The sequence below is a fragment of the Streptomyces yunnanensis genome (assembly GCF_029011865.1).
Taxonomy (GTDB): Bacteria; Actinomycetota; Actinomycetes; order Streptomycetales; family Streptomycetaceae; genus Streptomyces; species Streptomyces yunnanensis.
The window spans coordinates 2,402,429-2,428,963 of record NZ_CP095749.1 but is presented as its reverse complement, the minus strand read 5'-3'; the positions used below and the strand labels follow the sequence as shown (position 1 = coordinate 2,428,963).

Here is a 26,535-nt window from a genome sequence, read left to right as displayed (position 1 = left end):
GCCGGGCTCCCGTCCGCCGGGGCCGTACCGGACCCCCGTCCGGTACGGCCCCGGCCCCGGCCTTGCGGACCCCGCCCCGAAACCGCCGGCCGATGGCTCAGCCGGCGGGCGCCGCATCGCGGTAACTCCGGCCTATTGCAGGGCTGTTGAGCCAGGCGGTGGCCGCTCCCTGGACGCCGTCGGAGCGGTAGACGCCCCACTTGTCGGTGACCCAGTCGCCGCGCAGGGTCGCCGCGGGGTACTGCTCGGTGCCGCCGGGCAGCTGCTGGGCGGTGCCGTCGTGCCACAGTCGCACCCAGCCGCGGGCCGGGTCCTTCGAGACCTTGATGCCGACGACGAAGTCGTGCCAGGCGTGGAGGGTGAGCGGGGTGTGCCAGAGCCGCGTGGTCCTCATTTCGGGGTCGCAGTACTCCAGGTCGACGGTGCCGTCGCCGCGGGCGCGCAGCGACAGCGGCGGGGTGGCGGCGCCCGAGCCGTAGTCCTTGAGCTGCCACAGGACCACCCAGTCGCCCTTCTTCGTCGGCAGCGGGCCCCACATCGAGCGCCAGCCGATGTAGTAGACGTCGCCCTCCCGGGAGAAGCGCAGCGGGCCGGCGCCGGTGCGGTGGCCGCGGGTCTCCACCCGCACCCGGGTGGGCCCGTCGACCTTCTCGCCGGAGGTGTGCAGTTCGAAGGACTTCCCGTGCCGGCCGGCCGGGTCGTCGACCACCCGCACCGTGCCCGGCTTGGTCTCCGTGCCCTCGAAGTCGCCGGTGCCCCTGGCCGGGTCGGCGCGCCACAGCGTTGCCGCGTGCCGGCCGGCGGCCGGGGGTGCGTCACCGGTGCGGGCCGCGGCCGGGGCCCGGTGGGCGACCGCGGAGCAGGCGCCGGTCAGCGCGAGGCCGACGGCGAGGGCAACACCCTTGCGGAGGTGGGGGGTTAGGGGGCGCTTCATGGTCGGACTCCCGACGTGGGGAAGGGGACGGGAGTGAAAGTTAGGTTTGTTTCCAGATGCCGTCAAGGGGGTGCACGGGCACCCCACGGCCACCGCACCGAGGGCTCCCGGGCGTTGGGGTACGTCCTGGACGTCGGGATACGTCCTAGGCCCGGGCGGCGGCCGCGCGCACCGCGTCGGCCACCTCGGTGAAGAAGCGGGAGTGCGCGCGCCGGCTGACCGGGGCCTCCGGGTTCCACGGCAGCAGTCGGACCCGGGCCTCGATCGCCCGCCAGTTCTCGTCCGTCCGCAGCGCCTCGACCCTGGCGGCGTTGGCCCGTACGTCGATCAGGACGACGTCCGGGGCGAGCGCCGCGGCCTCCGCCCAGCCGACCGTGGACCAGTTCGCCCCGGCGCCGGCCGCCGGCTCGGGCAGCTCCGCGCCGTGCTCGGCCAGCGCCCGCAGGTCCGGCCAGGTGCCCGGACGGGCCAGGTGTACCTTGTCCGGTCCGGCGGGGGAGAGGGCCACCACCCGCGGGCGCACCGGACCGCCGGTCGCCTGCCGCAGTCCGTCCTCCGCCGCGTCCAACTCCCTGGCCAGGGTGAGCGGTTCGCCGTGTCCCAGGGAGCCGGCCAGTGCCGCGAAGCGCTCCCGCACCTCGGCCAGGCTGCGGCCCGGGCCCACCGCTACGGTGGCGACCGGGACCTTCTCCTCCAACTCCTGCGCGGTCTTCGCCTCCAGGCCGTACACCTGCTCCCCGTCGTAGGTGACCGCCACCACCAGGTCCGGGCGGGCCGCCAGCAGGGCGTCCGGGTGCAGCGCGGTGCCCGAGCCGAGGTAGCGGATCTCGGCCAGCGGCAGCTCACCGGCCTTGGCCGGGTCGGCCGTCACCCCGTCGTGCTGGGAGCCGAACAGGCCCACCGGCCGGATGCCGTGGTCCCACAGCGTGGCCCCCGCCTGTATGTACGCCACGATCCGTTCCGGCCGTGCTCCGGCCACCACCAGGCGCCCGCGGTCGTCGGAGAACTCCCACGGTGTGCTCTGCTCCATGGCGCATCGCCTTTCTGACGTCATGTGTGCGCTTTTTGACGTCCTTGGTGCCGATTGTGAAGGTGCGATTCCTTGATGACTTTCGAAGTTGTGGGTTCCGGAGTCTGTTACCTGCCCATCCGGCCGCCCCCGCACCCCTCCCGGGCGCGACCCCCAAAGCCTCGCGCGTCACCCGTTGAACCACCCGGCTGACCGCCGCCGCGACACCCCTCCGCCGGCCGATCTTCCGTCACGGTATTGCCACGGTGGGTGACATGCTTCTACGGTGTCTCCTTCCCGTCCGGAATCTACGGGTGTAGACCAGGTTGTGACGTAGCGTCAGGTAGGGAGCCGAGATGAGCCGTACGGTCGTCCGGGGCGGACTGGTCATCACCGCCGCCGAGGAGACGCACGCCGACGTCCTGATCGAGGACGGCCGGATCGCCGCCCTCGCCGCGCACGACAGCACGACCGCCGACGGCTGGACCGCCGGCGCCGACCGGGTCTTGGACGCCACCGGCAAGTACGTCATCCCGGGCGGCGTCGACGCCCACACCCACCTGGACTTCCCGTTCGGCGGCACCTTCTCCTCCGACACCTTCGAAAGCGGCACCCGCGCCGCCGCCTGGGGCGGCACCACCACCCTCGTCGACTTCGCCGTCCAGACCCGCGGCCAGGCACTGCGCGCCGGCCTGGACCTGTGGCACGCCAAGGCCGACGCCCAGTGCGCCATCGACTACGCCTTCCACATGATCCTCTCCGACGTCAACGACCACACCCTCAAGGAGATGGACCTCCTGGTGTCCGAGGGCGTCACCTCCTTCAAACTGTTCACCGCCTACCCCGGCGTCTTCCTCAGCGACGACGGCCAGATCCTCCGCGCCATGCAACGCGCCGCCGGCAACGGCGGACTGGTCCTGATGCACGCCGAGAACGGCCCCGCCATCGACGTCCTGATCCAACAGGCCCTCGCCGCGGGCCACACCGGCCCCCGCTACCACGGCGAGGTCCGCCACCCGCTCCTGGAGGCCGAGGCCACCCACCGCACCATCCAGCTCGCCCGGATCGCCGGCGCGCCCCTCTACGTCGTCCACGTCTCCGCCGAGCAGGCCATCGACGAGATCGCCCAGGCCCGGCACGCCGGACTCAACGTCTTCGGCGAGACCTGCCCGCAGTACCTCTTCCTGTCCACCGACAACCTCGCCGAGCCGGACTTCGAAGGCGCCAAGTACGTCTGCTCCACCCCCCTGCGCCCCCGCGAGCACCATGCGGCGCTCTGGCGGGCGCTGCGCACCAACGACCTCCAGGTGGTCTCCACCGACCACTGCCCGTTCTGCTTCCGCGGCCAGAAGGAACTGGGCCGCGACGACTTCTCCAAGATCCCCAACGGGCTGCCGGGCGTGGAGAACCGGATGGACCTGCTCCACCAGAGCGTCGTCGAGGGCCGGATCGGCCGCCGCCGCTGGATCGAGATCGCCTGCGCCACGCCGGCCCGGATGTTCGGCCTCTACCCCAAGAAGGGCACCCTCGCCCCCGGTTCCGACGCCGACCTGGTCCTCTACGACCCCACCGCCGAGCAGACCCTCTCCGCGCGCACCCACCACATGAACGTCGACTACTCCGCCTACGAGGGCAAGCGGATCACCGGACAGGTCGTCACCGTCCTCTCCCGCGGCGAACCCGTCATCGACGCCCGGGAGTTCACCGGACGCGCCGGACACGGCCAGTACATCCCGCGCGGCACCTGCCAGTACCTCATGTGAGCACCCGCGCCCACCCTTCCGGCCCCGCGACCCACCGGGCCGGCCCGCACCCCCAAAGGAGCGCCGCAGTGGACTTTGGAGTCGTCCTCCAACTCGACCCGCCCGCCTCCGCCGCCGTGGGGCTGATGCGCCGCGCCGAGCGCAACGGCTTCCGCTACGGCTGGACCTTCGACTCGGCCGTGCTGTGGCAGGAACCCTTCGTCGTCCACAGCCGCATCCTGGAGCACACCGAGCACCTGATCGTCGGCCCGATGGTCACCAACCCCTCCACCCGCACCCCCGAGGTCACCGCCTCCACCTTCGCCACCCTCAACGACATGTACGGCAACCGCACCGTCTGCGGCATCGGGCGCGGCGACTCCGCGATGCGGGTGGCCGGCCGCCCGCCCAACACCCTGGCGCGGCTCGGCGAGGCGATCGGCCAGATCCGCGACCTGGCCGAGGGCCGGGAGACGGACGTCGGCGGCCACCGCATCCGGATCCCCTGGATCAGGAACGGCCGCCTGCCGGTGTGGATGGCCGCCTACGGGCCCAAGGCGCTGGCCATGGCGGGCCGGCTGGCGGACGGCTTCATCCTCCAGCTCGCCGACCCGTTCCTGACCGAGTGGATGGTCAAGGCCGTCCGCCAGGCCGCCGTGGACGCCGGCCGCGACCCGGCCGACGTCGCCATCTGCGTCGCCGCGCCCGCCTACGTCGGCGACGACCTCGACCACGCCCGCGAGCAGTGCCGCTGGTTCGGCGGCATGGTCGGCAACCACGTCGCCGACCTCGTCGCCCGCTACGGCGAACACTCCGGCCTCGTCCCCGACGAACTCACCGACTACGTCAAGGCCCGCGAGGGCTACGACTACGCCCACCACGGCCGGGCCGGGAACCCCGACGCCGCCTTCGTCCCCGACGCCATCGTCGACCGCTTCTGCCTGCTCGGCCCCGCCGAGGCCCACCGCGAGAAGCTGCGCGCCCTGCGCGCCCTGGGCGTCGACCAGTTCGCGGTCTACGCCATGCACGACGCCACCGAGGCCACCATCGACGCCTACGGCGCGGACATCATCCCCGCCCTCACCGACGACTGACCCCGCCCGGGGGCGGTCAGGGAATGCGGGTGGTCCACTCCTCGTTGGCGAACTTCGTCCGCACGAGCTCCCGGGCGCGGGCCATCTCCGCCGCGGTGACCTCGCCGCGGGCCAGGCCGTAGCGCGAACGGAAGGAGTCGATCATCTTCTCGATGACCGCCTCACGGGGCAGGCCGGTCTGCCGACGCAGCGGATCGACGCGCTTCTTGGCGCTCCTGGTGCCCTTGTCGGAGAGCTTCTCCTTGCCGATCCGCAGCACTTCCAGCATCTTGTCGGCGTCGATGTCGTAGGACATGGTCACGTGGTGCAGTACCGCACCGGGCCCGCCGCCCGGACCGACCATGCGCTTCTGCGCGGCGCCGGCGACCTTCCCCATGTCGGTGGCGATGTCGTTCAGCGGCTGGTACCAGGCTTTGACGCCCAGGTCGCCGAGCGCGGCCAGCACCCAGTCGTCGAGATAGGCGTAGGAGTCCGCGAAGGACAGCCCGGAGACCAGCGCATCGGGCACCGCGAGGGAATAGGTGATGGTGCTCTGCGGCTCCGCGAACATCGCCCCGCCGCCGGAGATCCGGCGCACCACCGTGACGCCGTGCCGCGCCGCACCCGCCGCGTCGACCTCGTTGCGCAGGGACTGGAAACTGCCGATGATGACGGCCGGCGCGTCCCATTCCCAGACCCGGAGGGTGGGCGGCCGGCGACCGGCGGCCACCTCCGCGGTGATGACCTCGTCCAGCGCCATGTGCAGCGCCGGGGACTGGGGCGCCTCGTGGATCAGCTGCCAGTCGTAGTCGCGCCAGTCGGTGGCCTGGGCCAGGGCGCGCCGCACCGCGACGCCCACGCTCTCACTGGTGAAGCCGAACAGCACCGCCGACTCGGGGAGCGCCGCGTCGATACGGTCCCTGAGCCCCGCCGTGTCGGTGTCGACCGGCGCGCCCTCCAACGCCGAATTGATCTCCAGGATGGCCTCGTCGGGCTCCAGGAAGAAGTCGCCGGCCACCCGGACGTTCCGCAGCCGGTCGTCCGCTACGTCCAGATCGACGACCACCAGCTTGCCACCGGGGACCTTGTATTCGCCGTGCACTGCACACTCTCCGCCTCGTCGGGCACCGCGACCCGATCCGGCGCCGCACTCTCCTGGACACCGTAACGCCACGGCGGTCGGACGGCCCGAAAGGCCATCCGCTCCCGTGCGGGCGGCGGATCCCGAGGAGCGCCCCGCGGGCCGTCCGTCACGCCCCCGGGGACACCGGCGTCGCCGCCCAGCTCGCCAGCAGCCGCAACCGCTCCTCCGTCTGCGAGCCCGGCTCCGGCGTGTAGACCACCAGCATCTGGTCCGGCTCGCCCGGCACCGTCAACGTCTCGTAGGGCAGCGAGAGTTCGCCGACCACCGGGTGCAGCATCCGCTTCGTCCCGTACGACTTCTCCTTCACCAGGTGGTCCGCCCACAGCCGCCGGAAGTCCTCGCTGCCCAACGACAACTCGCCCACCAGCGTGGCCAGTTGCTCGTCGTGCGGATGGTTGCCCGCGTCCAGGCGCAGATGGGCGACGGTCTCCGCGGCCACTGCCGGCCAGTCCGGATACACCTCGCGCGCCCGCGGATCGAGGAACACCTGGCGCGGCATGTTGCGCTCCTTGGGCGCCAGCCGCGAGAAGCCGCCGACGGCGTCGGCCAGGGCGTTCCAGGCGAGCACGTCCATCCGGCGACCGAGGATGAACGCCGGTGCCCGGTCGACGAGATCCAGCAGCAGCCGCAGGCCGGGACGGACCTGCTGCGGCGCGGGACGCGGCGCGCGGCGCGCGGTGGCCGGGCGGCGGCGCGCGGGCCTGGCCAGCGTGCGCAGATACTCCTGCTCGGTGTCGTCCAGCCGCAGCACTCGCCCGACGGCGTCGAGCACGGCGTCCGACACCGAGGGGCCGCGGCCCTGTTCGAGACGGATGTAGTAGTCGACGCTGACACCCGCGAGCTGGGCGACCTCCTCACGGCGCAGCCCCGGCACCCGCCGCCTGCCGTGACCCGGCAGCCCGACCTCCTCGGGCTGGATACGGGCGCGCCGCGAGCGCAGGAAGTCGCCGAGTTCCCGGCCGATGGATGTGTCCATGCCGCGATCCTAGGCCCCCGGCCCGCGTCCTTTCCTGGTACTGCCGGACCCAGGAAAACAGCAACCCTGGGTAGGCGCGGCGTCCGGTTGCAAGGTGGTGGACGTCGCCGGGAGACGCCCGGCGGCGACCACCACGAACCCGGGAGTCCCCATGTCGTACGCCACCCTCGCCGGCCGCACCGCCGTCGTCACCGGAGCCGCCAGCGGCATGGGCGAGGCCACCGCCCGACTGCTCGCCTCGCACGGCGTGCGGGTGGCGCTGCTCGCCCGCCGCACCGACCGGCTGGCCGAGCTCGCCGCCAAGATCGAGGCGGACGGCGGACAGGCGCTCGTGGTCACCGCCGACGTCACCGACGCGGCCTCCGTGGACGCCGCCGTCGAGACGGTGCACGCCGCCTACGGCGATGTCGACCTGGTGGTCAACGCGGCCGGCGTGATGCTGCCGAACCCCGTCACCGAGGGCCGCATCGACGAGTGGCAGCGCATGCTGGACACCAATGTGGCCGGCGCCCTGCGCGTCATCCGCGCATTCACCCCGGACCTGATCGCGGCGGCCGCGGCCGGCCGGACCGCCGACCTGGTCAACGTCTCCTCCATCGGCGCGCACGTCCCGTTCCCCCACTACGCCGTCTACGGCGCGACGAAGGCCGCGCTCACCTACCTCTCGCAGTCCCTGCGCACGGAACTGGGCCCGCGCGACGTCCGCGTCACCAACATCGAACCGGGCCTGACCGACACCGAACTGGGCGGCCACATCGACAACGCGGAACTGTCCGGCCAACTGGACGGCATGTTCGACGCGCTGATCGGCCTGTCCGCCGACGACATCGCGGACCTGATCGCCTTCGCCACCAGCCGCGCCCGCCACGTCAACCTGCGCCAGGCGATCGTGCTCCCCACGCGCCAGGCATGACCCGGTGAGCCCGACGGAGCGGGACCGGCCGACGGCGCACCGCGGGAACCACCCCGGCGGACCCGGTGCGCCCATCGGACGGCACCGGAGGAGGAGGTGGGTTGTCGGCCCCCCGCGGGGAGGGTACGGGTGATCGCATCGCCACGACCGCCACCACGGCCCGCGCGCAGCCGGCACACCCCGTGCCGCCCCGCAACGGCCGACGACGAGGAGGAGCCCCCGTGTTCACCACCCGCCCCACCCTCCAAGGCACCTTCGGCATGGCCGCCACCACCCACTGGCTGGCGTCCCAGTCCGCCATGGCCGTCCTGGAGGACGGCGGCAACGCCTTCGACGCCGCCGTCGCCGCCGGCTTCGTGCTGCACGTCGTCGAACCGCACCTGAACGGGCCGGCGGGCGAGGTGCCCATCATCCTGGCCCCGGCCGACGGACCGGTGCGGGTGCTGTGCGGACAGGGACCCGCCCCCGCCGGGGCGACCGTCGCCCACTACACCTCCCTCGGCCTGGACCTGGTCCCCGGCACCGGACCGCTCGCCGCCGCCGTCCCCGGCGCCTTCGACGCCTGGCTGCTGCTGCTGCGCGACCACGGCACCAAATCCCTGGCCGACGTGCTCCGCCACGCCATCGGCTACGCCGAGCACGGCCACCCCGCCGTCGAACGCATCGGGGAGACGGTGGAGACCGTCCGCGCGCTCTTCGAAACCGAGTGGACCTCCTCGGCCGAGCTCTACCTCCGCGGCGGGCGCGCCGTCCGCCCCGGTGAACTCCTCACCAACCGCCCGCTCGCCGCCACCTGGCGCCGCCTGCTCACCGAGGCCGAGGCCGCCTCCGCCGACCGCGCCGCGCAGATCGACGCCGCCCGCCGCATCTGGCGCGAGGGCTTCATCGGCGAGGCGCTCGCCGACTTCGCGGCCCGACCCGCCATGGACACCTCCGGCGAACGCCACGCCGGCACCCTCACCGGCGACGACCTGGCCGCCCACACCGCCACCTACGAGGACCCGGTCACCCACGACTGGCAGGGCTGGACCGTCGCCAAGGCCGGCGGCTGGACCCAGGGCCCCGCCTTCCTCCAACAACTCGCCCTGCTGCCCGCGGAGTTGCCCGCCCCGGGCAGTCCCGACTACGTCCACCTCCTCATCGAGGGCAGCAAACTCGCGATGGCCGACCGCGAGGCGTGGTACGGCGACGCCGCCGACGTCCCGCTCACCACCCTGCTCGGCGAGGACTACAACACCGCCCGCCGGGCCCTCGTCGGCGACCGCGCCTCCTACGTGCTGCGCCCCGGCAGCCCCGACGGCCGCACCCCGCGCCTGAGCAAGCACGCCCTGGCCGTGGCCACCGGCAGCGGCGGCTTCGACCCGTTGGGCATCCCGGCGAGCGGCGCGGGCGAGCCGACCGTGGCCCGCGGCACCGGCCCCCGCACCCCCGGCGCACCGCCCACCGCCGACCCCGGCATCGACCCCGACGGCACCACCCGCGGCGACACCTGCCACATCGACGTCGTCGACCGCTGGGGCAACCTCGTCTCCGCCACCCCCTCCGGCGGCTGGCTCCAGTCCAACCCGGTGATCCCCGGCCTCGGCTTCCCGCTCGGCACCCGCCTCCAGATGACCTGGCTGGAGGAGGGCCTGCCCAACTCCCTCACCCCCGGACGCCGCCCCCGCACCACCCTCACCCCCTCCCTCGCCCTGCGCGACGGCGTCCCCGTCATGGCGTTCGGCACCCCCGGCGGCGACCAGCAGGACCAGTGGCAGCTGCACTTCTTCCTGGCGGTGGCGCAGCGCCCCCAGGTCCGCGGCGGGCTCGACCTCCAGGGCGCCATCGACGCCCCGAACTGGCACAACGACTCCTTCCCCGGCTCCTTCTTCCCGCGCGGGATGCGGCCCGGCAGCGTCACGGTGGAATCCCGGATCGGCGACGCGGTCATCGACGGGCTGCGCCGGCGCGGCCACGACGTCACGGTGGGCGCCGCCTGGTCGGAGGGGCGCCTGTGCGCGGTGGCCCGCGACCCCCGCACCGGGGTGCTGTCGGCCGCGGCCAACCCGCGCGGCATGCAGGGGTACGCGGTCGGCCGCTGACCCACTCGCTGACCGACGCGCTGATCGGCGTGCCGACCGATGCGCTGTTCGGCGCGCTGATCAAGGTGTTGACCTGGGACGATGTCGGTAAACCGGGCGGCGGCCGGCGCTCCTCGCGGCGGCCCGCCGCACCCGCCCGTGGCCCGTACGGCACCCGGATTTCACCTGGAGTCCGGCTGCCGTGTCAGTGGCTCGTGGTTCCATGGACGCATGATCGAAGCACTGGACACGCGCAACCCGGGAGACACCACGGAGCTCACCGACGCCGCCACCCTCACCCCGCCCACCGTCGCGGCCGCCGCCCCGGACCTCTCCGGGCTGGACCTCGCCGCCGTCGAGGCCGCCGTCCGGCAGGCCGCGGCCGACGAGATCATGCCCCGCTTCCGGCAGCTCGCCGCCGAGGACATCGTCCAGAAGAACGGCCCGCACGACCTCGTCACCATCGCCGACCGCAGCGCCGAGGAACACCTCACCGCGGCCCTCACCGCGCTGCTCCCCGGCTCCCGCGTGGTCGGCGAGGAAGCCGTCCACGCCGACCCCACCGTCCTCGACGCGCTCCACGGCGACAGCCTCGTCTGGATCGTCGACCCGGTCGACGGCACCCGCCAGTTCGTCCACGGCGACCCCGGCTTCGCGACCCTGGTCGCCCTCGCCCACCGCGGCGAGGTGCTCGCCTCCTGGACGTACGCCCCCGCCCTCGACCAGATGGCCGTCGCCCGCCGCGGCGCCGGCGCCCGGCTCAACGGCGAGCGGCTCACCGCCGGCCACCCCGCGCCCGGCGCCGACCTCGAAGTCGCCACCTCGCACCCCGACTTCACCACCGACGACCAAAAGCGCGTGCTGGCCGCCCTGCAGACCCCCGGCATCGCCCCCCGCCCCTGCGGCTCCGCGGGCCTGGAATACCTCCACATAGCTCTCGGCCGGCTCGACGCCACCGCCTTCAGCTGGGAAAACTCCTGGGACCACGCCGCCGGACTCCTCCTCGTCCACGAAGCGGGCGGCGCCAGCGGCACGGTCGCCGGAGCACCCTTCCGCATCCAGGGCGGCAACGCGCTCCCCTTCACCGCGGCCCGGGACGCCGAAACGGCGCGGCGTATCCTCGGATTGCTGGCTGACGCCAACTGACCCTCACCGACGAGGGTCGGACACGAGGGGAGTGGCGCAGGTGCCGACGATGCTCGATGCCGTCGTGATCGGATCCGGACCCAACGGCCTGACGGCGGCGGTCGAACTCGCCCGCCGCGGCATGTCCGTTGAGGTCTTCGAAGCCCGCGACACCATCGGCGGCGGAGCCCGCACCGAGGAACTCACCCTCCCCGGCTTCCGCCACGACCCCTGCTCCGCGGTGCACCCGCTCGCCATCGGCTCGCCCGCCTTCCGCGCCATGCCCCTCGAACGGCACGGCCTGGAATGGCTCCACCCCGACCTCCCCATGGCGCACCCCTTCCCCGACGGCACCGCCGCCGTCCTGGCGCACTCCGTCGGCGAGACCGCCATGTCGTTCGGACCGCGCGACGCCGGCACCTACCGCCGGCTCATCGCCCCGTTCACCGGCAAGTGGGACACCATGGCCCACGACTTCCTGCGCACCCAGTGGCTCGGCCTGCCGCAGGACCCGCTCACCTACGCGCGCTTCGGCCTGGTCGCCATGCAGCCGGTCACCCTGCTGAACCGCCGCTTCCAGGACGAGAAGGCCCGCGGCCTGCTGGCCGGCCTCGCCGCCCACGCCATCGCCCCGCTCCGCGGCCTCGGCACCAGCGGCCTGGCCCTGATGTTCGCGCTCGCCGCGCACGCCAACGGCTGGCCGGTGCCCCGCGGCGGCTCCCAGGCCATCTCCGACGCCCTCGCCGGACTGCTCCGCGCCCACGGCGGCACGGTGCACACCGACTTCGAGGTCAAGCGCCTGGACGACCTCCCGCCCGCCCGCGCCTACGTCTTCGACACCTCCCCGACCGCCCTCGCCCGCATCGCCGGCCTCGGCAACGCCTACCGGGACGTCGTCTACGGCCCCAGCGTCTTCAAGGTCGACTACGCGCTCTCCGGCCCCGTCCCCTGGACCGCCAAGGAAGCCCAGCACGCCGGCACCGTCCACATCGGACCCACCCACGGCGAGATCTCCGCCGCCCTGGACGCCGCCGTCGACGGCCGCGACCCTTCCGTCCCCTTCCTCATCACCGCCCAGCCCAGCCTCATCGACCCCACCCGCGCCCCCGAGGGCAAACACACCTTCTGGGCCTACGGCCACGTCCCCAACGGCTGGGAGGGCGACGCCACCGACGTCATCGAGCGCCAGATCGAGCGCTTCGCCCCCGGCTTCCGCGACCTGATCCTCGCCCGCGCCGTCGCCGGCCCCCCACAGCTCGCCGCCCGCAACGCCAACTACGTCGGCGGCGACACCGCCACCGGCTCCGCCGCCGGCCTCCGCCTCCTCATCCGCCCCAAGCTCACCCGCGTCCCCTACCAGACCGCCCACCCCGCCGTCTTCCTCTGCTCCCAGGCCACCCCGCCCGGCCCCGGCGTCCACGGCATGTCCGGCCACCACGCCGCCCGAGCCGTCTGGCGCCGCCTCCGCGCCGGCGGACGCTGAGCACCCCCCAGGGCGTACCGGACACCGAACGGCAGACGGGACTCTGCGGCCACGCCCTGGGGCGTGCCCGACGGGTCAGGCGCGGCCCCGGCCACGACCCGTCGGCCAGACCCTAGATGATCGATTCCAAGGGGTGGCGATCGTAGGGGGCCCGCGTTCAGCGGGTGTGACGTTTCCGGTCAGCTTTCTGTGTGGGCGCGTGCCAATGCAACGTCCGTTTCCTGCCAGTAAACACACGGGCGTCGAACCAGCATGGGCACATGACCAGGTACACCGTGCTCTCCATTGACACAGCCACCCTCAAGGAACTGCGGGTTGCCGACGATGCAGACCGTCCCTGCGCCCCGTACATCGCCACCCGCGACGACGCGGGCTCCCCGCTGCGCTGCTGCCTGCGCCCCATCACGCCCGGCGAGCGGATTGCCCTTGTTTCGTACGCCCCGTTGCGACGCTGGGCCGCCGAGAGGGGTGCACTGCCGGGCGCGTACGACGAACAGGGCCCCGTCTTCATCCACACCGATGACTGCGGCGGGTTCACCCCCGGCGAGAACTACCCCTTCGATCGGCCGGGCGCCCTGCGTACCGTGCGCCGCTACGATGCCCGGGGCCATATCGCCGGTGGACGTCTTCTGGAGATTCCGGCCGACGCCACGGTCGGCTTCGACGCAGCCTTCGATGATGCGTTCAGCGACCCGGACGTGGTGCTCGTACACGTCAGGGCACTGGAATACGGATTCTTCCACTTCGAGGTACGACGGCCCGCCGCCGGGGAACAGTAGCCGCCCTGCCACCTTAATGATCGATTTCAAGGGATCGGCTGCGCGCACAAAGGGAGGGAGCCCAACGTCAGTGTGTGAAGACAGAGTTGGACTCCCTCGCCACCGCACTCTATGTGAAGACAGACGACCTGCTGAAGGCATCACCGCATCTGGCACCCTGGCGTCCAGCGGTCGGGATCGCTCCGCGACTGACCGATGCCGAGCTGATCACGCTCGCGATGATGCAAGCCATGCTGGGCTTCACCTCCGAAGCCAAGTGGGTTCGCCACGCCCGCTCCCACTTGCGGCATCTATTCCCCTACCTGCCCCAACAGCCCGGCTACAACAAACGCCTGCGTAAGGCCGCCGAACTGCTGCGGCGGGTGGTCCGGCTGCTGGCCGCCGACACCTCTGTCTGGAGCGACGACGTCTGGATCGTGGACTCCACCCCGGTGGAGTGCGGGCGCTCGCGCGAGACCGTCAAACGCTCCGATCTGGCCGGATGGGCGGAGTACGGGTACTGCGCCAGTCACAGCCGCTACTTCTGGGGCTTGCGCCTGCACCTGGTGTGCACCCTGCAGGGCCTGCCGATCGTCTTCGCCCTGACCGGGGCCAAGGCCGACGAGCGCGAGACCCTGCTGGACCTGCTCGCCTCCGAACCGCACCTCGTCACTGCCCGGCCCGGACAGACGCTGATCGGCGACAAGAACTACTTCGGCCGCGACTTCGAGCACCAGGTGGCCCAGCACGGCATCCGGCTGCTGCGGCCGACCCGCAAGGGCGAGCCGGAACGGCCCGACGCCTGCCTGTTCAAGCCGCTGCGGCAGGTCATCGAGTCGGTCAACGAGACCTTCAAGGGCCAGCTCGATCTCGAACGGCACCACGGACGCACACCTGCCGGCGTGATCGCCCGCGTCATGCAGCGCATCCTCGCGCTGACCGCCGCGATCTGGCACAACGACCACACCGGACAGCCCGTCCTGCGCTCACTGACCGCCTATGACCACTAACCCCTTGGAATCGATCATCTAGGCTCATCCCCATGAGCACCATCCTCACCCTCACCCAGGGCGACATCACCGAACAGGCCGTCGACGCCGTGGTCAACGCCGCCAACTCCTCGCTCCTGGGCGGCGGGGGAGTGGACGGCGCGATCCACCGCCGCGGCGGCCCCGACATCCTCGCCGAGTGCCGCGCCCTCCGCGCCGGCCACTACGGCCGCGGCCTGCCCACCGGCCAGGCCGTCGCCACCACCGCCGGCCGCCTCCCCGCCCGCTGGGTGATCCACACCGTCGGCCCCGTCCACTCCACCTCCGAGGACCGCAGCGAACTCCTGGCCTCCTGCTACCGAGAATCCCTACGGATCGCTAAGGAACTGGGCGCCCGCACCCTCGCCTTCCCCGCCATCTCCACCGGCGTCTACCGCTGGCCGATCGACGACGCCGCCCGCACCGCCGTCGCCACCGTCCGCGCCGCGCTCGCCGCCGCCCCCGACGCCTTCGACGAGATCCGCTTCGTGGTCTTCGACGACCGCGCCCGCACCGCCTACGAGGCCGCCCTCGCCGAGGAATGAACGCGCCGTCCGGGCACCGCCGAGGTCGCGGACGTCCGGGCTGATGGGCCGAGGTTGATGTCGGATTTCCGCCAGCCCACCCCGGTCGGCTGAGGAATCCTGGAGGACATGCACACCGACACCGAGCGCTGTCTGCGCGCCGTGCAATCCAAGGACGCCCGCTTCGACGGATGGTTCTACACCGCCGTCCTCACCACCGGCATCTACTGCCGGCCCAGCTGCCCGGTAGTGCCCCCCAAGCCCGAGAACATGCGCTTCTACCCCAGCGCCGCAGCCGCCCAGCAGGCCGGATTCCGGGCCTGCAAACGCTGCCGCCCGGACGCCAGCCCCGGCTCCCCGCAGTGGGACGAACGCGCCGACCTCGTCGCCCGCGCCATGCGACTGATCGCCGACGGCATCGTCGACCGCGACGGCGTCCCCGGCCTCGCCGCCCGCCTCGGCTACAGCCCCCGCCAGATCGAACGCCAACTGCGCGCCGAACTCGGCGCCGGACCCCTCGCCCTGGCCCGCGCCCAGCGCGCCCAGACCGCCCGGCTCCTGATCGAGACCACCGCACTCCCCATGGCCGAGATCGCCTTCGCCGCCGGCTTCGCCAGCATCCGCTCCTTCAACGAGACCGTCCGCGAGGTCTTCGCCCTCTCCCCGACCGAACTCCGCGGACGCGCCCGCCCCGGCCCCCGCCCCACCACCCCCGGCACCCTCACCCTGCGGCTCCCCTTCCGGCAGCCGCTCAACCCCGACAACCTCTTCGGCCACCTCGCCGCCACCGCCGTCCCCGGCGTCGAGGAATGGCGCGACGGCGCCTACCGCCGCACCCTCGACCTCCCCTACGGCCACGGCATCGTCGCCCTCGCCCCCCGCCCCGACCACATCGACTGCCGACTCTCCCTCACCGACCTCCGCGACCTGGCCGGCGCCATCGCCCGCTGCCGCCGGATGCTCGACCTCGACGCCGACCCGGAGGCCGTCGACGGCCTCCTGCGCACCGACCCGCAGCTCGCCCCGCTCGTCGACAAGGCCCCCGGCCGCCGAGTGCCGCGCACCACCGACGCCGACGAGTTCGCGGTCCGCGCCGTCCTCGGCCAGCAGGTCTCCACCGCCGCCGCCCGCACCCACGCCGGCCGCCTGGTCCGCGCCCACGGCGAACCGATCGACGACCCCGGCGGCGGCCTCACCCACCTCTTCCCCACCCCCACCGCGCTCGCCGCACTCGACCCGGACACCCTCGCCATGCCCCGCACCCGCCGCGCCACCCTCACCGGCGTCGTCGCGGCGCTCGCCTCCGGCACCCTCCAACTCGACGTCGGCAGCGACCGGGACGAGGCCCGCGCCCGCCTCGCCGCGCTCTCCGGCATCGGCCCCTGGACCGTCGAATGCATCGCCATGCGCGCCCTCGGCGACCCCGACGCCTTCACCCCCACCGACCTCGGCCTGCGCCGCGCCGCCGCCGGCCTCGGCCTGCCCGCCACCCCCGCGGCCCTGACCCGGCACTCCGCCCGCTGGCGCCCCTGGCGCGCCTACGCCGTCCAGTACCTCTGGGCGACCGACGACCACCCCATCAACCACCTCCCGACGAATTGAGCACCACGATGCCCACCCACACCACGGCGACCACGGCCCCCACCGAGCCCGTCACCCACACCGTCCTCGACGACACCCCCGTCGGCCCGCTCACCCTCGTCGCCCACGGCGACGCGCTCAGCGGCCTCTACATGACCGACCAGCGCCACCGCCCACCACAGGAGACCTTCGGCACCCCCGCCGACCCCGACGAACCGCCCTTCGCCGCAACCATCGCCCAGCTCCGCGCCTACTTCCGGGGCGAACTGACCACCTTCGACCTGCCGCTCGCCCTGCACGGCACCCCGTTCCAGCGCCGCGTCTGGGCCGCCCTGTGCACCATCCCGTACGGCGAGACGCTCTCCTACGGGCAACTCGCCGAACGACTTGGCAACCCGACCGCCTCCCGCGCCGTCGGACTGGCCAACGGCCGCAACCCGATCGGCATCATCGTCCCCTGCCACCGCGTCGTCGGCGCCAACGGCAGTCTCACCGGCTACGGCGGCGGCCTCGACCGCAAGCGCCGCCTCCTCGCCTTCGAATGCACCGCCGACGGCCTCTTCCCGCCGGAGGCATGGGCCTGAGACCACCCAGGGACGCGGCGAGCGTCACCGCCCCGGCGCCCGCCGACCCGTCAGGCGCCGCCCGACGGCGAGAGTCCGCCCAGCAGCGCCCGCACCGTCTCCGCCACGAACTCCTCCTCGCCCGCCGGCCGCAGCCCACCCGCCGGCGCCTCCCCGTCGAAGAACAGGTCGAGGAACGCCCGGTGGAAGCAGGCCCCGATCAGTAGATTGGCCGCCGCGTCCGGATCGGCCCCGGCCGCGATCCGCCCCAACTCCTGCTCCGCCGCCAGATACGTCGCCAGCTGCCGGCTCGCGTTGTGCGGCCCGAGGCCACCCAAGGCGTCCAACGTGCGCCGATGCGTCGCCAGCAGCTCCGGACTGGCGAACAGCGACGCCGCGATCGGGAACGACCGCCGATAGAACCGCAGGGCCGAGCGCACCACCTCCGCGAGGTGCCCGGCCGGGCCGCGCTCGTCACCCGCCCGATCCGGCAGCTCCGCCAGCGCGTCCGCGAACTGCGGCACCCGCTCGTGCAGCACCCGCACGAAGATCTCTTCCTTGCTCCGGAAGTGCTTGTACAGCGCCGCCTCGGAGCAGCCCGCCTCCTTGGCGATCTGCTTGGTCGTCGTATGCGTCAGCCCCACGCCGGTCATGAGCGCGGCGGCGGCGTCGAGGATGCGGGAGCGCGTCAAGGCGCCTCCGGACAGCGGGGCGGCGGCTTCATGGCTCATGGGACGACCCTACATTGACAGGTGAGTGAGCACTCACCCACACTGGTGGGTAAGTGCTCACTCACCCCCGTGCGTCGCGGTGTCCCGCTGCGTTCCACCGTGCTCCGCCGCGCGGGGGTGGCCAGGAAGGATCACCGGAGGAGCCATGAACATCACCGTCGTCGGAGCCTCGGGAGGCATCGGCCGGCACCTCGTCGGCCAGGCACTCGCCGACGGACACGACGTGACCGCCGCACTGCGCAGCCCCGAGAAACTGACCGAGCGTCACCCGCGCCTGACGGTCGTCCGCGTCGACGCACTCGACCCCGCCTCCCTCAAACCCGCCATCGAGGGCGCCGACGCGGTCCTCTCCGGCATCGGCCAGTTGGGCCGCCACGACCCGCTGCGCCCCGCCTCCACCTCGGCCCGCGCGGTGACGGAGGCCATGGCGGCGACCGGCGTACGCCGCCTCCTGGTGGTCAGCGCCGGCCCGCTCAACCGCACCGGCGCCGGCCAGCCGTTCCTCACCCACCGGATCTTCGGCCCCCTGCTCTGGGCCATCCTCAGGGAGCTCTACACCGACCTGGAACGCATGGAGGCCGTCCTGCGCGCGACCGACCTCGACTGGACCTCCGTACGCCCGCCCCGCCTGCTCGACAAGCCGGGCACCGGCCGCTACCGCCACGCCGTCGAAGGCGGCCCGTCCGGCAGCTCCATTCCCCGCGCCGACGTCGCCCGCGCCATGCTCGACCTCATCCCGGACCCCAGCACCTACGCCCACGCGGTCGGCGTCAGCAGCTAGCTCGTGCCCGCAACGTCTCGTCGTCCGCCCGGCAGGCGGGACTTCGCGGACCCGACCCAGGCCCTGTCTGCAGGGCGGGTCGGTGACGAGCCGGGCCGCCGCCCCTTCAGGGCCGTGCGGGACACGGTGATCCGGCCGAGTCCGAACGGGGGCGAAAGGAGCCGCACTTGCCCGAGCGCGCCGGTCGGGGCGGACGGGGGAAGGACCGCCGACAGGTCGTCAAAGGCTCAGGAGGCAAACCGGAGGGAGGACTTCACCCGGTCGTACAGCGCGCGGGTGCGCTCGTCGGCGCCGGGGTTGTCGCCGCCCACCCTCACCACGATCGTGGCGTCAGGTGTTACCACCGCGAACATCCGTCGCCGGAAGGTCGGGACGTTGGAGTCCGGCGGCTTGACCGTGTAGCCCATCTGCGCGGCGGGGTGCCCCGCGATCGTCAACCGGTTCTCGTACTCGTCGTGGTAGTACTCGCCGTAGTTGGACATGCCCTGGCCGTCGTAGTCGAGCAGCGCCTTGAGCGGATCGGCGCTCGTCTTCGTCCTGCCCTTGTCGTAGACGTCGACCCTGAGGGCCAGCGCCGTCTTCCCGGTCCCGAGCTCAAGGTGGCAGGGGGAGTACCGGGACCGCTTCTTGTCGGCCGCGTCCTCGTCCAGCGACTTCTTCTTCCACGGCGTCGGAATCTCCAACGTCACCGGCAGCTCGCACGCCGAACGGGCACCGCCCACCGACACGAAGTGCTCACCCTCGTCCCGCGCACAGCCCAGGACCGCCCCGGCCAGCAGCGCGGCACCCAGCACCCCCGCGGTCCGTCGTCGTATACGGCTCGGCACCCGGATCCCCCTCCCTCTGGTTTCGCTGAACCGTAGCCGACTACCGGAACCGACTGCCGGAACCGACTGCCGGAACCGACTGCCGGGAGACGACCCAACTGATGCGGTACAGGGGAGAACAACGCATCGCGCCCGTGGTAGCCACTGCCCGCCGACCCATCGGACACGACCTGGTCATGGCGTGCCTAGGCAGAGCCGAGCACTGCCCGCCCCGGGGTGCATCGCCGAAAGTTGAATCCGCCGGAACGGTTCCGGCTTTCCGATTCACAGGAGCGCATCACTCATGACTGTCACGCTTGGCCGTACCGGCATGGAGATCACCCGGTTGGGCTTCGGTTCGTGGGCCGTGTCCGGCTCGGGCTGGACCTTCAGCTGGGGCGCCACGGACGACGCCGAGTCGGTCGCCGCGATCCGCCACGCGCTGGACGCGGGCGTCAACTGGATCGACACCGCCGCGGTGTACGGCCTGGGCCACTCGGAGGAACTGGTCGGCAAGGCCATCGCCAGCCTTCCGCAGGCCGACCGCCCCTACATCTTCACCAAGGTCGGCCTGGTCTGGAACCCGGAGAATCCGTCGGCCGCGCCTCGGCGGATCATGAAGCCCGCCAGCGTCCGTCGCGAGGTCGAAGACTCCCTGCGACGGCTGGGCGTCGACCACATCGACCTGTACCAGGTGCACTATCCCGACACCGGCGAATCGCTGGAGTACGCCGGTGGCGGCTTCGGCGCCGTATCACCCAACGCCACCCCGCTGGAGGAGTACTGGCAGGTCATGGCCGACCTGAAGGCCGAGGGCAAGGTCCGGGCCATCGGGTTGTCCAATCACACGCCGGATCTGCTCGACGCGGCCGAGCGGATCGCCCATGTCGACGTCATCCAGCCGCCGTTCTCGGCGATCAACCGGTCGGCCGCCGCTGAGATCGCCTGGGCACACGCCCACGAGACCGGCGTGATCGTCTACTCGCCGCTGCAGTCCGGCCTGCTCACCGGGGCCTTCTCCACCGAGCGTGTGGCCGGCCTGCCCGCCGAGGACTGGCGGACCGCCCACCACGACTTCACGACCGGCCTGACCGCCAACCTCCAACTCGCCGAGGCGCTGCGGCCGATCGCCGAACGCCATGGGCGCAGTGTGGCCGAGGTCGCCATCGCCTGGGCGCTCGCCTGGCCCGGCATCACCGGGGCGATCGTGGGCGCGCGCAAGTCCGCCCAGGTGGACGGCTGGATCGGCGCGGGCTCGCTGGAGCTGACCCCGGCCGACATCGAGGAGATCGCCACCGCGATCACGGTCTCCGGCGCGGGGAGCGGCCCGGCCCGCCACGCATGAAGAAGGCCGACCCATTCCCCCCTCCCCCTCCCTCCCCGCCCCTCCCCCCTCGCGTCACCCCTCCCCAGTGACCACCTCCTGTACCTCCGCCACCAGGTGTTCCGCCCGGGTGAGGGAGTCGCGCAACTTGGCCTGGGTGAAGCCGAGTTCGCCGAGCAGGGCGGTGGCGCGGGCGGCGAAGTCCGGTGGGGTGTGGGGAAGGGTGGCAGCCGTCGCCAGGGCGCCCTTCTCGTTCAGGCACCAGACGCGGTGGTGGGCGTGCAGGGCCTGGACGAGGCAGCCTATGGCCCGGGAGAGACACAGGGAGGCATGCAGGACGTCCGTGGCCGCGGACGACTTGGCCGCCAACGCCACCGAGAAGCCCGCGTCCCAGACGGCGGCAGCGGTCAGTGCCTCGCGCAGCGGCTCGGGATACGTCCCGGTCGCCTCCTTGAGGCGGCTCAACTCCCCAGAGCCGTCTGCCAGGATCTGACCGAGGGCCACTTCGCCCGGATAGGCGGGGGACCAGAAGCCCAGGGGATGGCCGGCCTGTATGCCCGTCTCGAAGCGGCCGGCGCGGCAGTCCTCCCACACCCGCCGCACGCGGTCGATGTCCCGGAAGATCCAGTCCACATGGCTGCCGTCGGGCAGGACCAGCCACGCCCCGCCGTTCACCCAGGGGCCCCAGGCGCCCGGCGGGTGTATCTCGACCGGGCCGCCGGTCACGTCCGCCGCCAGCGCCGCCAGTGCGGGCAGGTCCGGTGTGCCTCGGTAGTAGACGCCCAGGTCCCAGTCGGAATCCGGGCGGTTGGTTCCTCGTGCGCGGCTGCCCCCGAGCATGACCCCGACGACTCCCGGCACCCGCGCGATGCGTGCCGCGATCTCTTCCATGGCAACGAGGCTAAGGGGCGGGCGGAAGCAAGGAATCAACCCACGGTTCTCACACTGAGGGTTGAGGTCCAGAAACCGTCCCGCGGTGTGCGGTGTGCGGTGTTCGGTGTGAGCCGGGAGCGAGTCGGATTCCGGGGAGGGGTGGTGGCAGGAATCGGAGGCGGGTCGGCCCCGCTCGTCCGCTCTCCCTCTCCCCGCCCGGCGCCCCCCGGCGCCGCCCGGTCAGGCCGGTGGCAGGCCGTCCTCCAGTTCCGCCGGGCCGTGGCCGGCTTCCAGGACCTCCAGGGCGGCGTGGACCCGCAGCCGCAGCCCCTTGGCCAGCAGCGATTCGGCCTCGTCCCAGTGGGCGAGGCGCCAGGACAGGAGTTCCTCCTCCTGCACGCGGATCGCCGCGAGCTGGGCCGCGTCCAGCACTCCGCCGTCGAAGAGGTAGGACACCAGCGGGGGCCGCGCCTCGCCGCGCACCCAGTCGACGGCGAGCAGCCGTCCGGGCGCCACGTCGAGGCCGATCTCCTCCAGGGTCTCCCGGCGGGCGGCCTGGCGGGGGGATTCGCCGGTGTCGGATTCGATGGTGCCGCCGGGCAGGACCCAGGTGTCGCGGTAGTTGGGTTCCACGAGCAGCAGGCGGCCTTCCGCATCGCGGAAGATGACTCCGGCGCCCGCCAGCACACGGGGCAGGCCGGCGATGTAGGTGGCGTAGTCGTCGTCCATGGTCGTCACGGCGCGAGCCTAGGGGGTGGCCGGCAGGCGGGAGAAGCACATCCAGGGGGCGGACTGGTGCAGACGGGTGCGGACCGGTGTGGCGGGGGTGATCCTCTGTCGCTCTGTTCGGCGGGGGCGTCGGCCGGATAAGGTCGCAGCGGCGCGACTGCCAGTTCGAAAGCAAGGGGAAACACGGTGGCGGACGCAGCAAGGACGAACACAGCACATGTGCTGATCGCCGCGGACAAGTTCAAGGGCTCGCTCACGGCCGTCGAGGTCGCCGAGCACGTCACGGCCGGTCTGCGGCGCGTGGTCCCCGGCCTGGACGTGGCGGCGGTGCCGGTCGCGGACGGCGGCGACGGGACGACGACGGCGGCCCTCGCGGCCGGTTTCACCCGGCACGAGGCGCGGGTCACCGGGCCCACCGGCGAGCCGGTGACGGCCACCTTCGCGCTGCGCGAGGACGGCACGGCGGTGGTGGAGATGGCCGAGGCATCCGGCCTCCAGCACCTCCCGAAGGGCGTTTTCGCGCCGCTCACCGCCACCACGTACGGCACCGGTGAGCTGCTGCTCGCGGCGCTGGACGCGGGGGCGACCTCGATCGTCTTCGGGGTCGGCGGCAGCGCCACGACGGACGGCGGCGCGGGCATGCTGGCGGCGCTGGGCGCGCGGTTCCTGGACGCCGACGGGGCGCCGGTGGGGCCGGGCGGCGGCGGGCTGCGGGAGCTGGCCACGGCCGATCTGTCGGGGCTCGACTCGCGGCTGGCCGGTACGGACATCGTGCTCGCCAGTGACGTCGACAATCCGCTGACCGGCCCCAAGGGCGCGCCGGCGGTCTACGGGCCGCAGAAGGGCGCGAGCCCGGAGGACGTGGCCGTCCTGGATGCCGCGCTGGCGCACTTCGCCGAGGTGCTGGAGCGCGCCGTCGGCCCGAAGGCGGCCGAGCACGCGCTGGCCCCCGGGGCCGGTGCCGCGGGCGGCATCGGCTACGGCGCGCTGGTCGGGCTGGACGCCGCGTTCCGGCCGGGCATCGACGTGATGCTGGACGTGCTGGGGTTCGCGCCGGCGCTGGCCCGGGCCACGTTCGTGATCACCGGCGAGGGGTCGCTGGACGAGCAGACCCTGCACGGCAAGGCGCCGGCCGGGGTCGCGGCGGCGGCGCGGGCGGCCGGCATCGAGGTGGTCGCGGTCTGCGGACGGCTGCAGCTGCCGCAGGAGGCGCTGGCCGCGGCCGGTATCCGGCGGGCGTATGCGCTGACGGACCTGGAGTCCGACCCGGCCCGCTGCATGGCCGAGGCGGGCCCGCTGCTGGAGCGGGCGGCGGAGAGCCTGGCGCGGGACTTCCTGGTCTGACGACGTCGCGGCGGGGTGCCGCGGGCCGCCCGCGAAGACTCCCGCCGCACACCACGGCTCCCGTCACAAGCAAGGCTTCCGCCGCATGCGAAGAGGCCCCGAGCGGAACGTTCCGCTCGGGGCCTCTCGGCGTTCTTCGTGGGCGCCGCCGCCCGGGTCCGCTAGGGCTGGTGGGCGGCGCGCGACTCGGCGCGCGACTCGCGGCGGTTGTCACGGAAGGTGTTGACCCTCCGGGCCGTCGCGAAGACCGGGATCATGGCGCCCAGGACGATCTGCAGGGAGCAGCCGGTCTGGAGCAGCAGCTGGCCGCCGGGGGCGTCCAGCGCCCAGGCGGCGAGCATGCCCATGCTGAGCACGATCCAGCTGAGCATCGCCACCGCGAGTCGGCCCCGCGGCTTGGGGTACTCGACCCGGCTCACCATCAGCCAGGCCACCCCGATGATCGCCAGCAGCGTCGGCAGGAACGGCAGCTCCAGCAGGACGATGGCGACGACGGTCAGGGCGCCGAAGGGACTCGGCATGCCCTGGAAGATGCCGTCGCGCAGCGTGACGCAGGAGAAGCGGGCGAGTCGCAGCACGACCGCCAGCAGCACCACCACCGCCGCGACCACCGACACCCGCTGGTGCGCGTCCTGGGCGACCATGCCCCAGGTCACGACGAAGTACGCGGGTGCCAGCCCGAAGCTGATCAGGTCGGAGAGGTTGTCGAGCTCGGCCCCCATCGCCGAGGCCCGCAGCTTGCGCGCCACCAGCCCGTCGAAGAGGTCGAAGACCGACGCCAGGAGCATCAGGATCACGGCCATCGCCGCGCTGTGCCGCGCCATCCCGCCGTCCTCGGTCCCCGTCAGGTGGGGGATGAGGACGCCGGTGGTGGTGAAGTACACCGCCATGAAGCCGCAGATGGCGTTGCCGAGCGTGAGGGTGTCCGCTATTGACAGCCGCGTCGACAGCGGCATGTCATCGTCGTCCTCGTCGTTCTCCGGCGCCCAGCCCGCCTGGGTCTCGGGATCAATCACGGTCAAGGCGAGTCACCCCCGCGGTAGTGGCCTGGCCGACCTCGACCGCCGGCTCGACACCCTCCGGGAGGTAGACGTCCACCCGCGAGCCGAAGCGGATCAGGCCGATGCGCTCGCCCTGCTCGACCTTGGTGCCCTGGGGCACGTAGGGGACGATGCGTCGGGCGACGGCGCCGGCGATCTGCACCATCTCGATGTCGCCCAGCTCGGTGTCGAAGTGCCAGACGACCCGCTCGTTGTTCTCGCTCTCCTTGTTGAACGCCGGGACGAATCCGCCGGGGATGTGCTCCACGGACGTCACCGTGCCGGCCAGCGGCGCGCGGTTGACGTGGACGTTCAACGGGCTCATGAAGATCGCGACGCGGGTGCGACCGTCCTTCCACGGCATGATGCTCTGCACCACGCCGTCGGCCGGAGAGATGACGCGTCCCTGAGCGATCTCTCGCTCGGGGTCGCGGAAGAACCACAGCATGCCCGCCGCGAGTGCGGTGGTGGGCACGGCGACGGCGGCCCAGCGTCCGGACCGGCGGGCACGGACCAGGCTGACCGCCGCCGTTGCCACGGTCGGGAGGAGCCACGGCGATGCTCCGCGCGCGAGGCGGACGCGACCGCGTTGTGCAGAGGATTGGCTGTGGGGCATGGATGACCTTCGTAGCGGAGGATGCCGCGTATGGATACGGGGGACGGCGGCTTTCCAGGGATGCTATCGGTTGCGAGCGGCAACTGGCCAAGAGCCAGAGCCAATCCGTGGCCGAAGAACGATGACGCGGTGTGATCTTTATCTACCGGTAAACGACCCAAAGGGGACGTTCAGCCCTGGATCCGGTACTCCTCAAGTAGCCGGCGGCCGATGATCATTTTCTGGATCTCGGCCGTTCCCTCGCCGATCAGGAGCATCGGGGCCTCCCGGTAGAGGCGCTCGATCTCGTACTCCTTGGAGAAGCCGTAGCCGCCATGGATACGGAAGGCGTCCTCGACCACCTCCTTGCAGTACTCGGAGGCCAGGTACTTCGCCATGCCCGCTTCAAGGTCGTTTCGTTGTCCGGAGTCCTTTTTGCGTGCGGCATTAACCATCATGGCATGGGCCGCCTCCACCTTTGTCGCCATTTCGGCAAGTTTGAACTGGATCGCCTGGTGCTGGGCGATCGGCTTGCCGAAGGTCTGCCGCTGCTGCGCGTACGCCACGCCCAGCTCGAACGCACGCTGGGCGACCCCGCAGCCACGTGCGGCCACATTGACCCGGCCCACCTCGACGCCGTCCATCATGTGATAGAAGCCACGCCCGGTCTCGCCGCCGAGGACCCGGTCCGCCGGAATGCGCAGACCGTCCATGATCAGCTCGGTGGTGTCGACCCCCTTGTAGCCCATCTTCTCGATCTTGCCCGGAATGGTCAGGCCCGGCCGGACCTCGCCGAAGCCCGCCTCCTTCTCCACCAGGAAGGTCGTCATCGACTTGTGCGGAGCGGTGCCCTCCGGGTGGCCCTCGTCCGTCCGGCACAGCACCGCCACGAGGGTGGACGAGCCGCCGTTGGTGAGCCACATCTTCTGGCCGGTGAGGACGAATTCTTCGCCGTCCCGCACGCCCTTGGAGGAGATGGCCGAGACATCGGAACCCAGCGCCGGCTCCGACATCGAAAAGGCGCCGCGGATCTCGCCCGCCGCCATCTTCGGAAGGAAATAGTCCTTCTGCTCCTGCGTGCCGTGCTGCTTGAGCATGTACGCCACGATGAAGTGCGTGTTGATGATGCCGGAGACGCTCATCCAGCCGCGGGCGATCTCCTCGACCGTCAACGCATAGGTGAGCAGTGACTCGCCGAGCCCGCCGTACTCCTCGGGAATCATCAGCCCGAACACGCCGAGGTCCTTGAGGCCCTCGACGATCTGCGTGGGATATTCGTCGCGGTGCTCCAGCTCCGTGGCGACCGGAATGATCTCCTTGTCCACGAAGTCGCGGACGGTGGAGAGGATTTCCTGCTGGATGTCGGTCAGACCGTCGGTCTGTGCGAGACGCGCCATCA

At 72.4% G+C, this 26,535-nt stretch carries 25 protein-coding genes; 14 read left to right on the top strand and 11 right to left on the bottom strand.

Going from position 1 to position 26,535, the window contains the following annotated elements:
* Positions 1-97 precede the first annotated feature (97 nt).
* Together MOV08_RS10655 and MOV08_RS10650 are read right to left on the bottom strand one after the other, a co-directional pair.
* Positions 98-934: a heparin lyase I family protein gene (locus tag MOV08_RS10655; RefSeq protein WP_275307228.1), complete on the bottom strand. Its 837-nt coding sequence runs from the start codon at positions 932-934 to the stop codon at positions 98-100.
* A gap of 145 nt (positions 935-1,079) precedes the next feature.
* Positions 1,080-1,964, bottom strand: a complete 885-nt coding sequence (locus MOV08_RS10650; protein ID WP_275307227.1) for an ABC transporter substrate-binding protein — start codon at positions 1,962-1,964, stop codon at positions 1,080-1,082.
* Positions 1,965-2,299: 335 nt separating this feature from the next.
* Here MOV08_RS10650 and hydA point away from each other — a divergent pair, with 335 nt between their 5' ends.
* Together hydA and MOV08_RS10640 are read left to right on the top strand one after the other, a co-directional pair.
* A complete protein-coding gene (gene hydA / locus MOV08_RS10645; RefSeq protein ID WP_275307226.1) occupies positions 2,300-3,706 on the top strand; it encodes a dihydropyrimidinase in 1,407 nt (468 codons plus the stop codon).
* Positions 3,707-3,774: 68 nt separating this feature from the next.
* Positions 3,775-4,779 carry a TIGR03842 family LLM class F420-dependent oxidoreductase gene (locus MOV08_RS10640; RefSeq protein ID WP_039631539.1) on the top strand — a complete coding sequence of 335 codons (1,005 nt, stop codon included), beginning with the start codon at positions 3,775-3,777 and terminating at the stop codon, positions 4,777-4,779.
* Positions 4,780-4,795: 16 nt separating this feature from the next.
* Here the strand turns inward: MOV08_RS10640 and MOV08_RS10635 are convergent, their stop codons facing one another.
* Positions 4,796-5,860 (bottom strand): lipoate-protein ligase LplAB, encoded by a 1,065-nt coding sequence (locus MOV08_RS10635; RefSeq protein WP_275307225.1) that lies wholly within the window; start codon positions 5,858-5,860, stop codon positions 4,796-4,798.
* Between the two features lie 148 nt (positions 5,861-6,008).
* On the bottom strand, positions 6,009-6,878 hold the full coding sequence (locus MOV08_RS10630) for a helix-turn-helix transcriptional regulator (RefSeq protein WP_275307224.1): 870 nt from the start codon (positions 6,876-6,878) through the stop codon (positions 6,009-6,011).
* A 151-nt stretch (positions 6,879-7,029) separates the two neighbouring features.
* Between MOV08_RS10630 and MOV08_RS10625 the strand changes: the two genes are divergently transcribed.
* The 9 genes from MOV08_RS10625 (at position 7,030) to MOV08_RS10585 (ending at position 16,934) form a co-directional block, all read left to right on the top strand.
* Complete coding sequence (locus tag MOV08_RS10625) at positions 7,030-7,791, top strand: SDR family oxidoreductase (protein WP_039631533.1); 762 nt, start codon at positions 7,030-7,032, stop codon at positions 7,789-7,791.
* Between the two features lie 221 nt (positions 7,792-8,012).
* Positions 8,013-9,872, top strand: coding sequence for a gamma-glutamyltransferase family protein (locus MOV08_RS10620; RefSeq protein ID WP_039631531.1), 1,860 nt, complete (start codon positions 8,013-8,015; stop codon positions 9,870-9,872).
* A gap of 210 nt (positions 9,873-10,082) precedes the next feature.
* Positions 10,083-10,997: an inositol monophosphatase family protein gene (locus tag MOV08_RS10615; RefSeq protein WP_078875699.1), complete on the top strand. Its 915-nt coding sequence runs from the start codon at positions 10,083-10,085 to the stop codon at positions 10,995-10,997.
* A 40-nt stretch (positions 10,998-11,037) separates the two neighbouring features.
* Complete coding sequence (locus tag MOV08_RS10610; RefSeq protein ID WP_275307222.1) at positions 11,038-12,459, top strand: phytoene desaturase family protein; 1,422 nt, start codon at positions 11,038-11,040, stop codon at positions 12,457-12,459.
* A 260-nt stretch (positions 12,460-12,719) separates the two neighbouring features.
* A complete protein-coding gene (locus MOV08_RS10605; protein ID WP_275307221.1) occupies positions 12,720-13,238 on the top strand; it encodes a DUF1203 domain-containing protein in 519 nt (172 codons plus the stop codon).
* Between the two features lie 74 nt (positions 13,239-13,312).
* Positions 13,313-14,227: an IS982 family transposase gene (locus tag MOV08_RS10600; protein ID WP_275307220.1), complete on the top strand. Its 915-nt coding sequence runs from the start codon at positions 13,313-13,315 to the stop codon at positions 14,225-14,227.
* Positions 14,228-14,259: 32 nt separating this feature from the next.
* On the top strand, positions 14,260-14,790 hold the full coding sequence (locus MOV08_RS10595) for an O-acetyl-ADP-ribose deacetylase (RefSeq protein ID WP_275307218.1): 531 nt from the start codon (positions 14,260-14,262) through the stop codon (positions 14,788-14,790).
* Positions 14,791-14,898: 108 nt separating this feature from the next.
* Positions 14,899-16,371: a DNA-3-methyladenine glycosylase 2 family protein gene (locus tag MOV08_RS10590; protein ID WP_039631262.1), complete on the top strand. Its 1,473-nt coding sequence runs from the start codon at positions 14,899-14,901 to the stop codon at positions 16,369-16,371.
* Positions 16,372-16,379: 8 nt separating this feature from the next.
* Entirely contained in the window at positions 16,380-16,934 is a 555-nt protein-coding gene (locus MOV08_RS10585) for a methylated-DNA--[protein]-cysteine S-methyltransferase (protein WP_039631260.1), read from the top strand.
* A 50-nt stretch (positions 16,935-16,984) separates the two neighbouring features.
* Here MOV08_RS10585 and MOV08_RS10580 read toward each other — a convergent pair whose 3' ends face one another.
* Positions 16,985-17,644, bottom strand: a complete 660-nt coding sequence (locus MOV08_RS10580) for a TetR/AcrR family transcriptional regulator (protein ID WP_275307217.1) — start codon at positions 17,642-17,644, stop codon at positions 16,985-16,987.
* Between the two features lie 145 nt (positions 17,645-17,789).
* On the opposite strand from MOV08_RS10580, the gene MOV08_RS10575 reads away from it, so the two are divergent.
* Positions 17,790-18,425 (top strand): NAD(P)-dependent oxidoreductase, encoded by a 636-nt coding sequence (locus MOV08_RS10575; RefSeq protein WP_039631256.1) that lies wholly within the window; start codon positions 17,790-17,792, stop codon positions 18,423-18,425.
* Positions 18,426-18,652: 227 nt separating this feature from the next.
* On the opposite strand, the gene MOV08_RS10570 is transcribed toward MOV08_RS10575, so the two are convergent.
* Positions 18,653-19,252: a lipoprotein gene (locus MOV08_RS10570; protein ID WP_275307215.1), complete on the bottom strand. Its 600-nt coding sequence runs from the start codon at positions 19,250-19,252 to the stop codon at positions 18,653-18,655.
* 283 nt (positions 19,253-19,535) lie between these two features.
* Here MOV08_RS10570 and MOV08_RS10565 point away from each other — a divergent pair, with 283 nt between their 5' ends.
* Positions 19,536-20,576, top strand: a complete 1,041-nt coding sequence (locus tag MOV08_RS10565; RefSeq protein WP_275307213.1) for an aldo/keto reductase — start codon at positions 19,536-19,538, stop codon at positions 20,574-20,576.
* Positions 20,577-20,630: 54 nt separating this feature from the next.
* On the opposite strand, the gene MOV08_RS10560 is transcribed toward MOV08_RS10565, so the two are convergent.
* Complete coding sequence (locus MOV08_RS10560; RefSeq protein WP_275307212.1) at positions 20,631-21,446, bottom strand: nucleotidyltransferase domain-containing protein; 816 nt, start codon at positions 21,444-21,446, stop codon at positions 20,631-20,633.
* A 222-nt stretch (positions 21,447-21,668) separates the two neighbouring features.
* On the bottom strand, positions 21,669-22,166 hold the full coding sequence (locus tag MOV08_RS10555; protein ID WP_275307210.1) for an NUDIX domain-containing protein: 498 nt from the start codon (positions 22,164-22,166) through the stop codon (positions 21,669-21,671).
* 210 nt (positions 22,167-22,376) lie between these two features.
* Between MOV08_RS10555 and MOV08_RS10550 the strand changes: the two genes are divergently transcribed.
* The gene (locus MOV08_RS10550) at positions 22,377-23,501 is read left to right on the top strand and encodes a glycerate kinase (protein WP_275311752.1); all 1,125 of its coding nucleotides are present in this window, start codon (positions 22,377-22,379) and stop codon (positions 23,499-23,501) included.
* 161 nt (positions 23,502-23,662) lie between these two features.
* On the opposite strand, the gene pssA is transcribed toward MOV08_RS10550, so the two are convergent.
* The 3 genes from pssA to MOV08_RS10535 form a co-directional block, all read right to left on the bottom strand.
* Positions 23,663-24,523 carry a CDP-diacylglycerol--serine O-phosphatidyltransferase gene (gene pssA, locus MOV08_RS10545; protein WP_174717860.1) on the bottom strand — a complete coding sequence of 287 codons (861 nt, stop codon included), beginning with the start codon at positions 24,521-24,523 and terminating at the stop codon, positions 23,663-23,665.
* Positions 24,510-25,157: a phosphatidylserine decarboxylase gene (locus MOV08_RS10540; RefSeq protein ID WP_039631243.1), complete on the bottom strand. Its 648-nt coding sequence runs from the start codon at positions 25,155-25,157 to the stop codon at positions 24,510-24,512. The genes pssA and MOV08_RS10540 overlap by 14 nt, the downstream gene beginning before the upstream one ends.
* Positions 25,158-25,327: 170 nt before the next feature.
* Entirely contained in the window at positions 25,328-26,533 is a 1,206-nt protein-coding gene (locus tag MOV08_RS10535) for an acyl-CoA dehydrogenase family protein (protein WP_039631241.1), read from the bottom strand.
* Positions 26,534-26,535 lie beyond the last annotated feature (2 nt).

What these genes read in the sequence shown, in the direction of transcription:
- MOV08_RS10595 (WP_275307218.1), top strand. Translation starts at nt 14,260, where the DNA reads ATGAGCACCATCCTCACCCTCACCCAGGGCGACATCACCGAACAGGCC.
- MOV08_RS10535 (WP_039631241.1), bottom strand. Translation starts at nt 26,533, where the DNA reads ATGGCGCGTCTCGCACAGACCGACGGTCTGACCGACATCCAGCAGGAA.
- MOV08_RS10625 (WP_039631533.1), top strand. Translation starts at nt 7,030, where the DNA reads ATGTCGTACGCCACCCTCGCCGGCCGCACCGCCGTCGTCACCGGAGCC.
- MOV08_RS10560 (WP_275307212.1), bottom strand. Translation starts at nt 21,446, where the DNA reads ATGGAAGAGATCGCGGCACGCATCGCGCGGGTGCCGGGAGTCGTCGGG.
- MOV08_RS10590 (WP_039631262.1), top strand. Translation starts at nt 14,899, where the DNA reads ATGCACACCGACACCGAGCGCTGTCTGCGCGCCGTGCAATCCAAGGAC.
- MOV08_RS10565 (WP_275307213.1), top strand. Translation starts at nt 19,536, where the DNA reads ATGACTGTCACGCTTGGCCGTACCGGCATGGAGATCACCCGGTTGGGC.
- MOV08_RS10540 (WP_039631243.1), bottom strand. Translation starts at nt 25,157, where the DNA reads ATGCCCCACAGCCAATCCTCTGCACAACGCGGTCGCGTCCGCCTCGCG.
- MOV08_RS10615 (WP_078875699.1), top strand. Translation starts at nt 10,083, where the DNA reads ATGATCGAAGCACTGGACACGCGCAACCCGGGAGACACCACGGAGCTC.
- MOV08_RS10575 (WP_039631256.1), top strand. Translation starts at nt 17,790, where the DNA reads ATGAACATCACCGTCGTCGGAGCCTCGGGAGGCATCGGCCGGCACCTC.
- MOV08_RS10630 (WP_275307224.1), bottom strand. Translation starts at nt 6,878, where the DNA reads ATGGACACATCCATCGGCCGGGAACTCGGCGACTTCCTGCGCTCGCGG.
- MOV08_RS10650 (WP_275307227.1), bottom strand. Translation starts at nt 1,964, where the DNA reads ATGGAGCAGAGCACACCGTGGGAGTTCTCCGACGACCGCGGGCGCCTG.
- MOV08_RS10580 (WP_275307217.1), bottom strand. Translation starts at nt 17,644, where the DNA reads ATGAGCCATGAAGCCGCCGCCCCGCTGTCCGGAGGCGCCTTGACGCGC.
- MOV08_RS10585 (WP_039631260.1), top strand. Translation starts at nt 16,380, where the DNA reads ATGCCCACCCACACCACGGCGACCACGGCCCCCACCGAGCCCGTCACC.
- hydA (WP_275307226.1), top strand. Translation starts at nt 2,300, where the DNA reads ATGAGCCGTACGGTCGTCCGGGGCGGACTGGTCATCACCGCCGCCGAG.
- MOV08_RS10655 (WP_275307228.1), bottom strand. Translation starts at nt 934, where the DNA reads ATGAAGCGCCCCCTAACCCCCCACCTCCGCAAGGGTGTTGCCCTCGCC.
- MOV08_RS10605 (WP_275307221.1), top strand. Translation starts at nt 12,720, where the DNA reads ATGACCAGGTACACCGTGCTCTCCATTGACACAGCCACCCTCAAGGAA.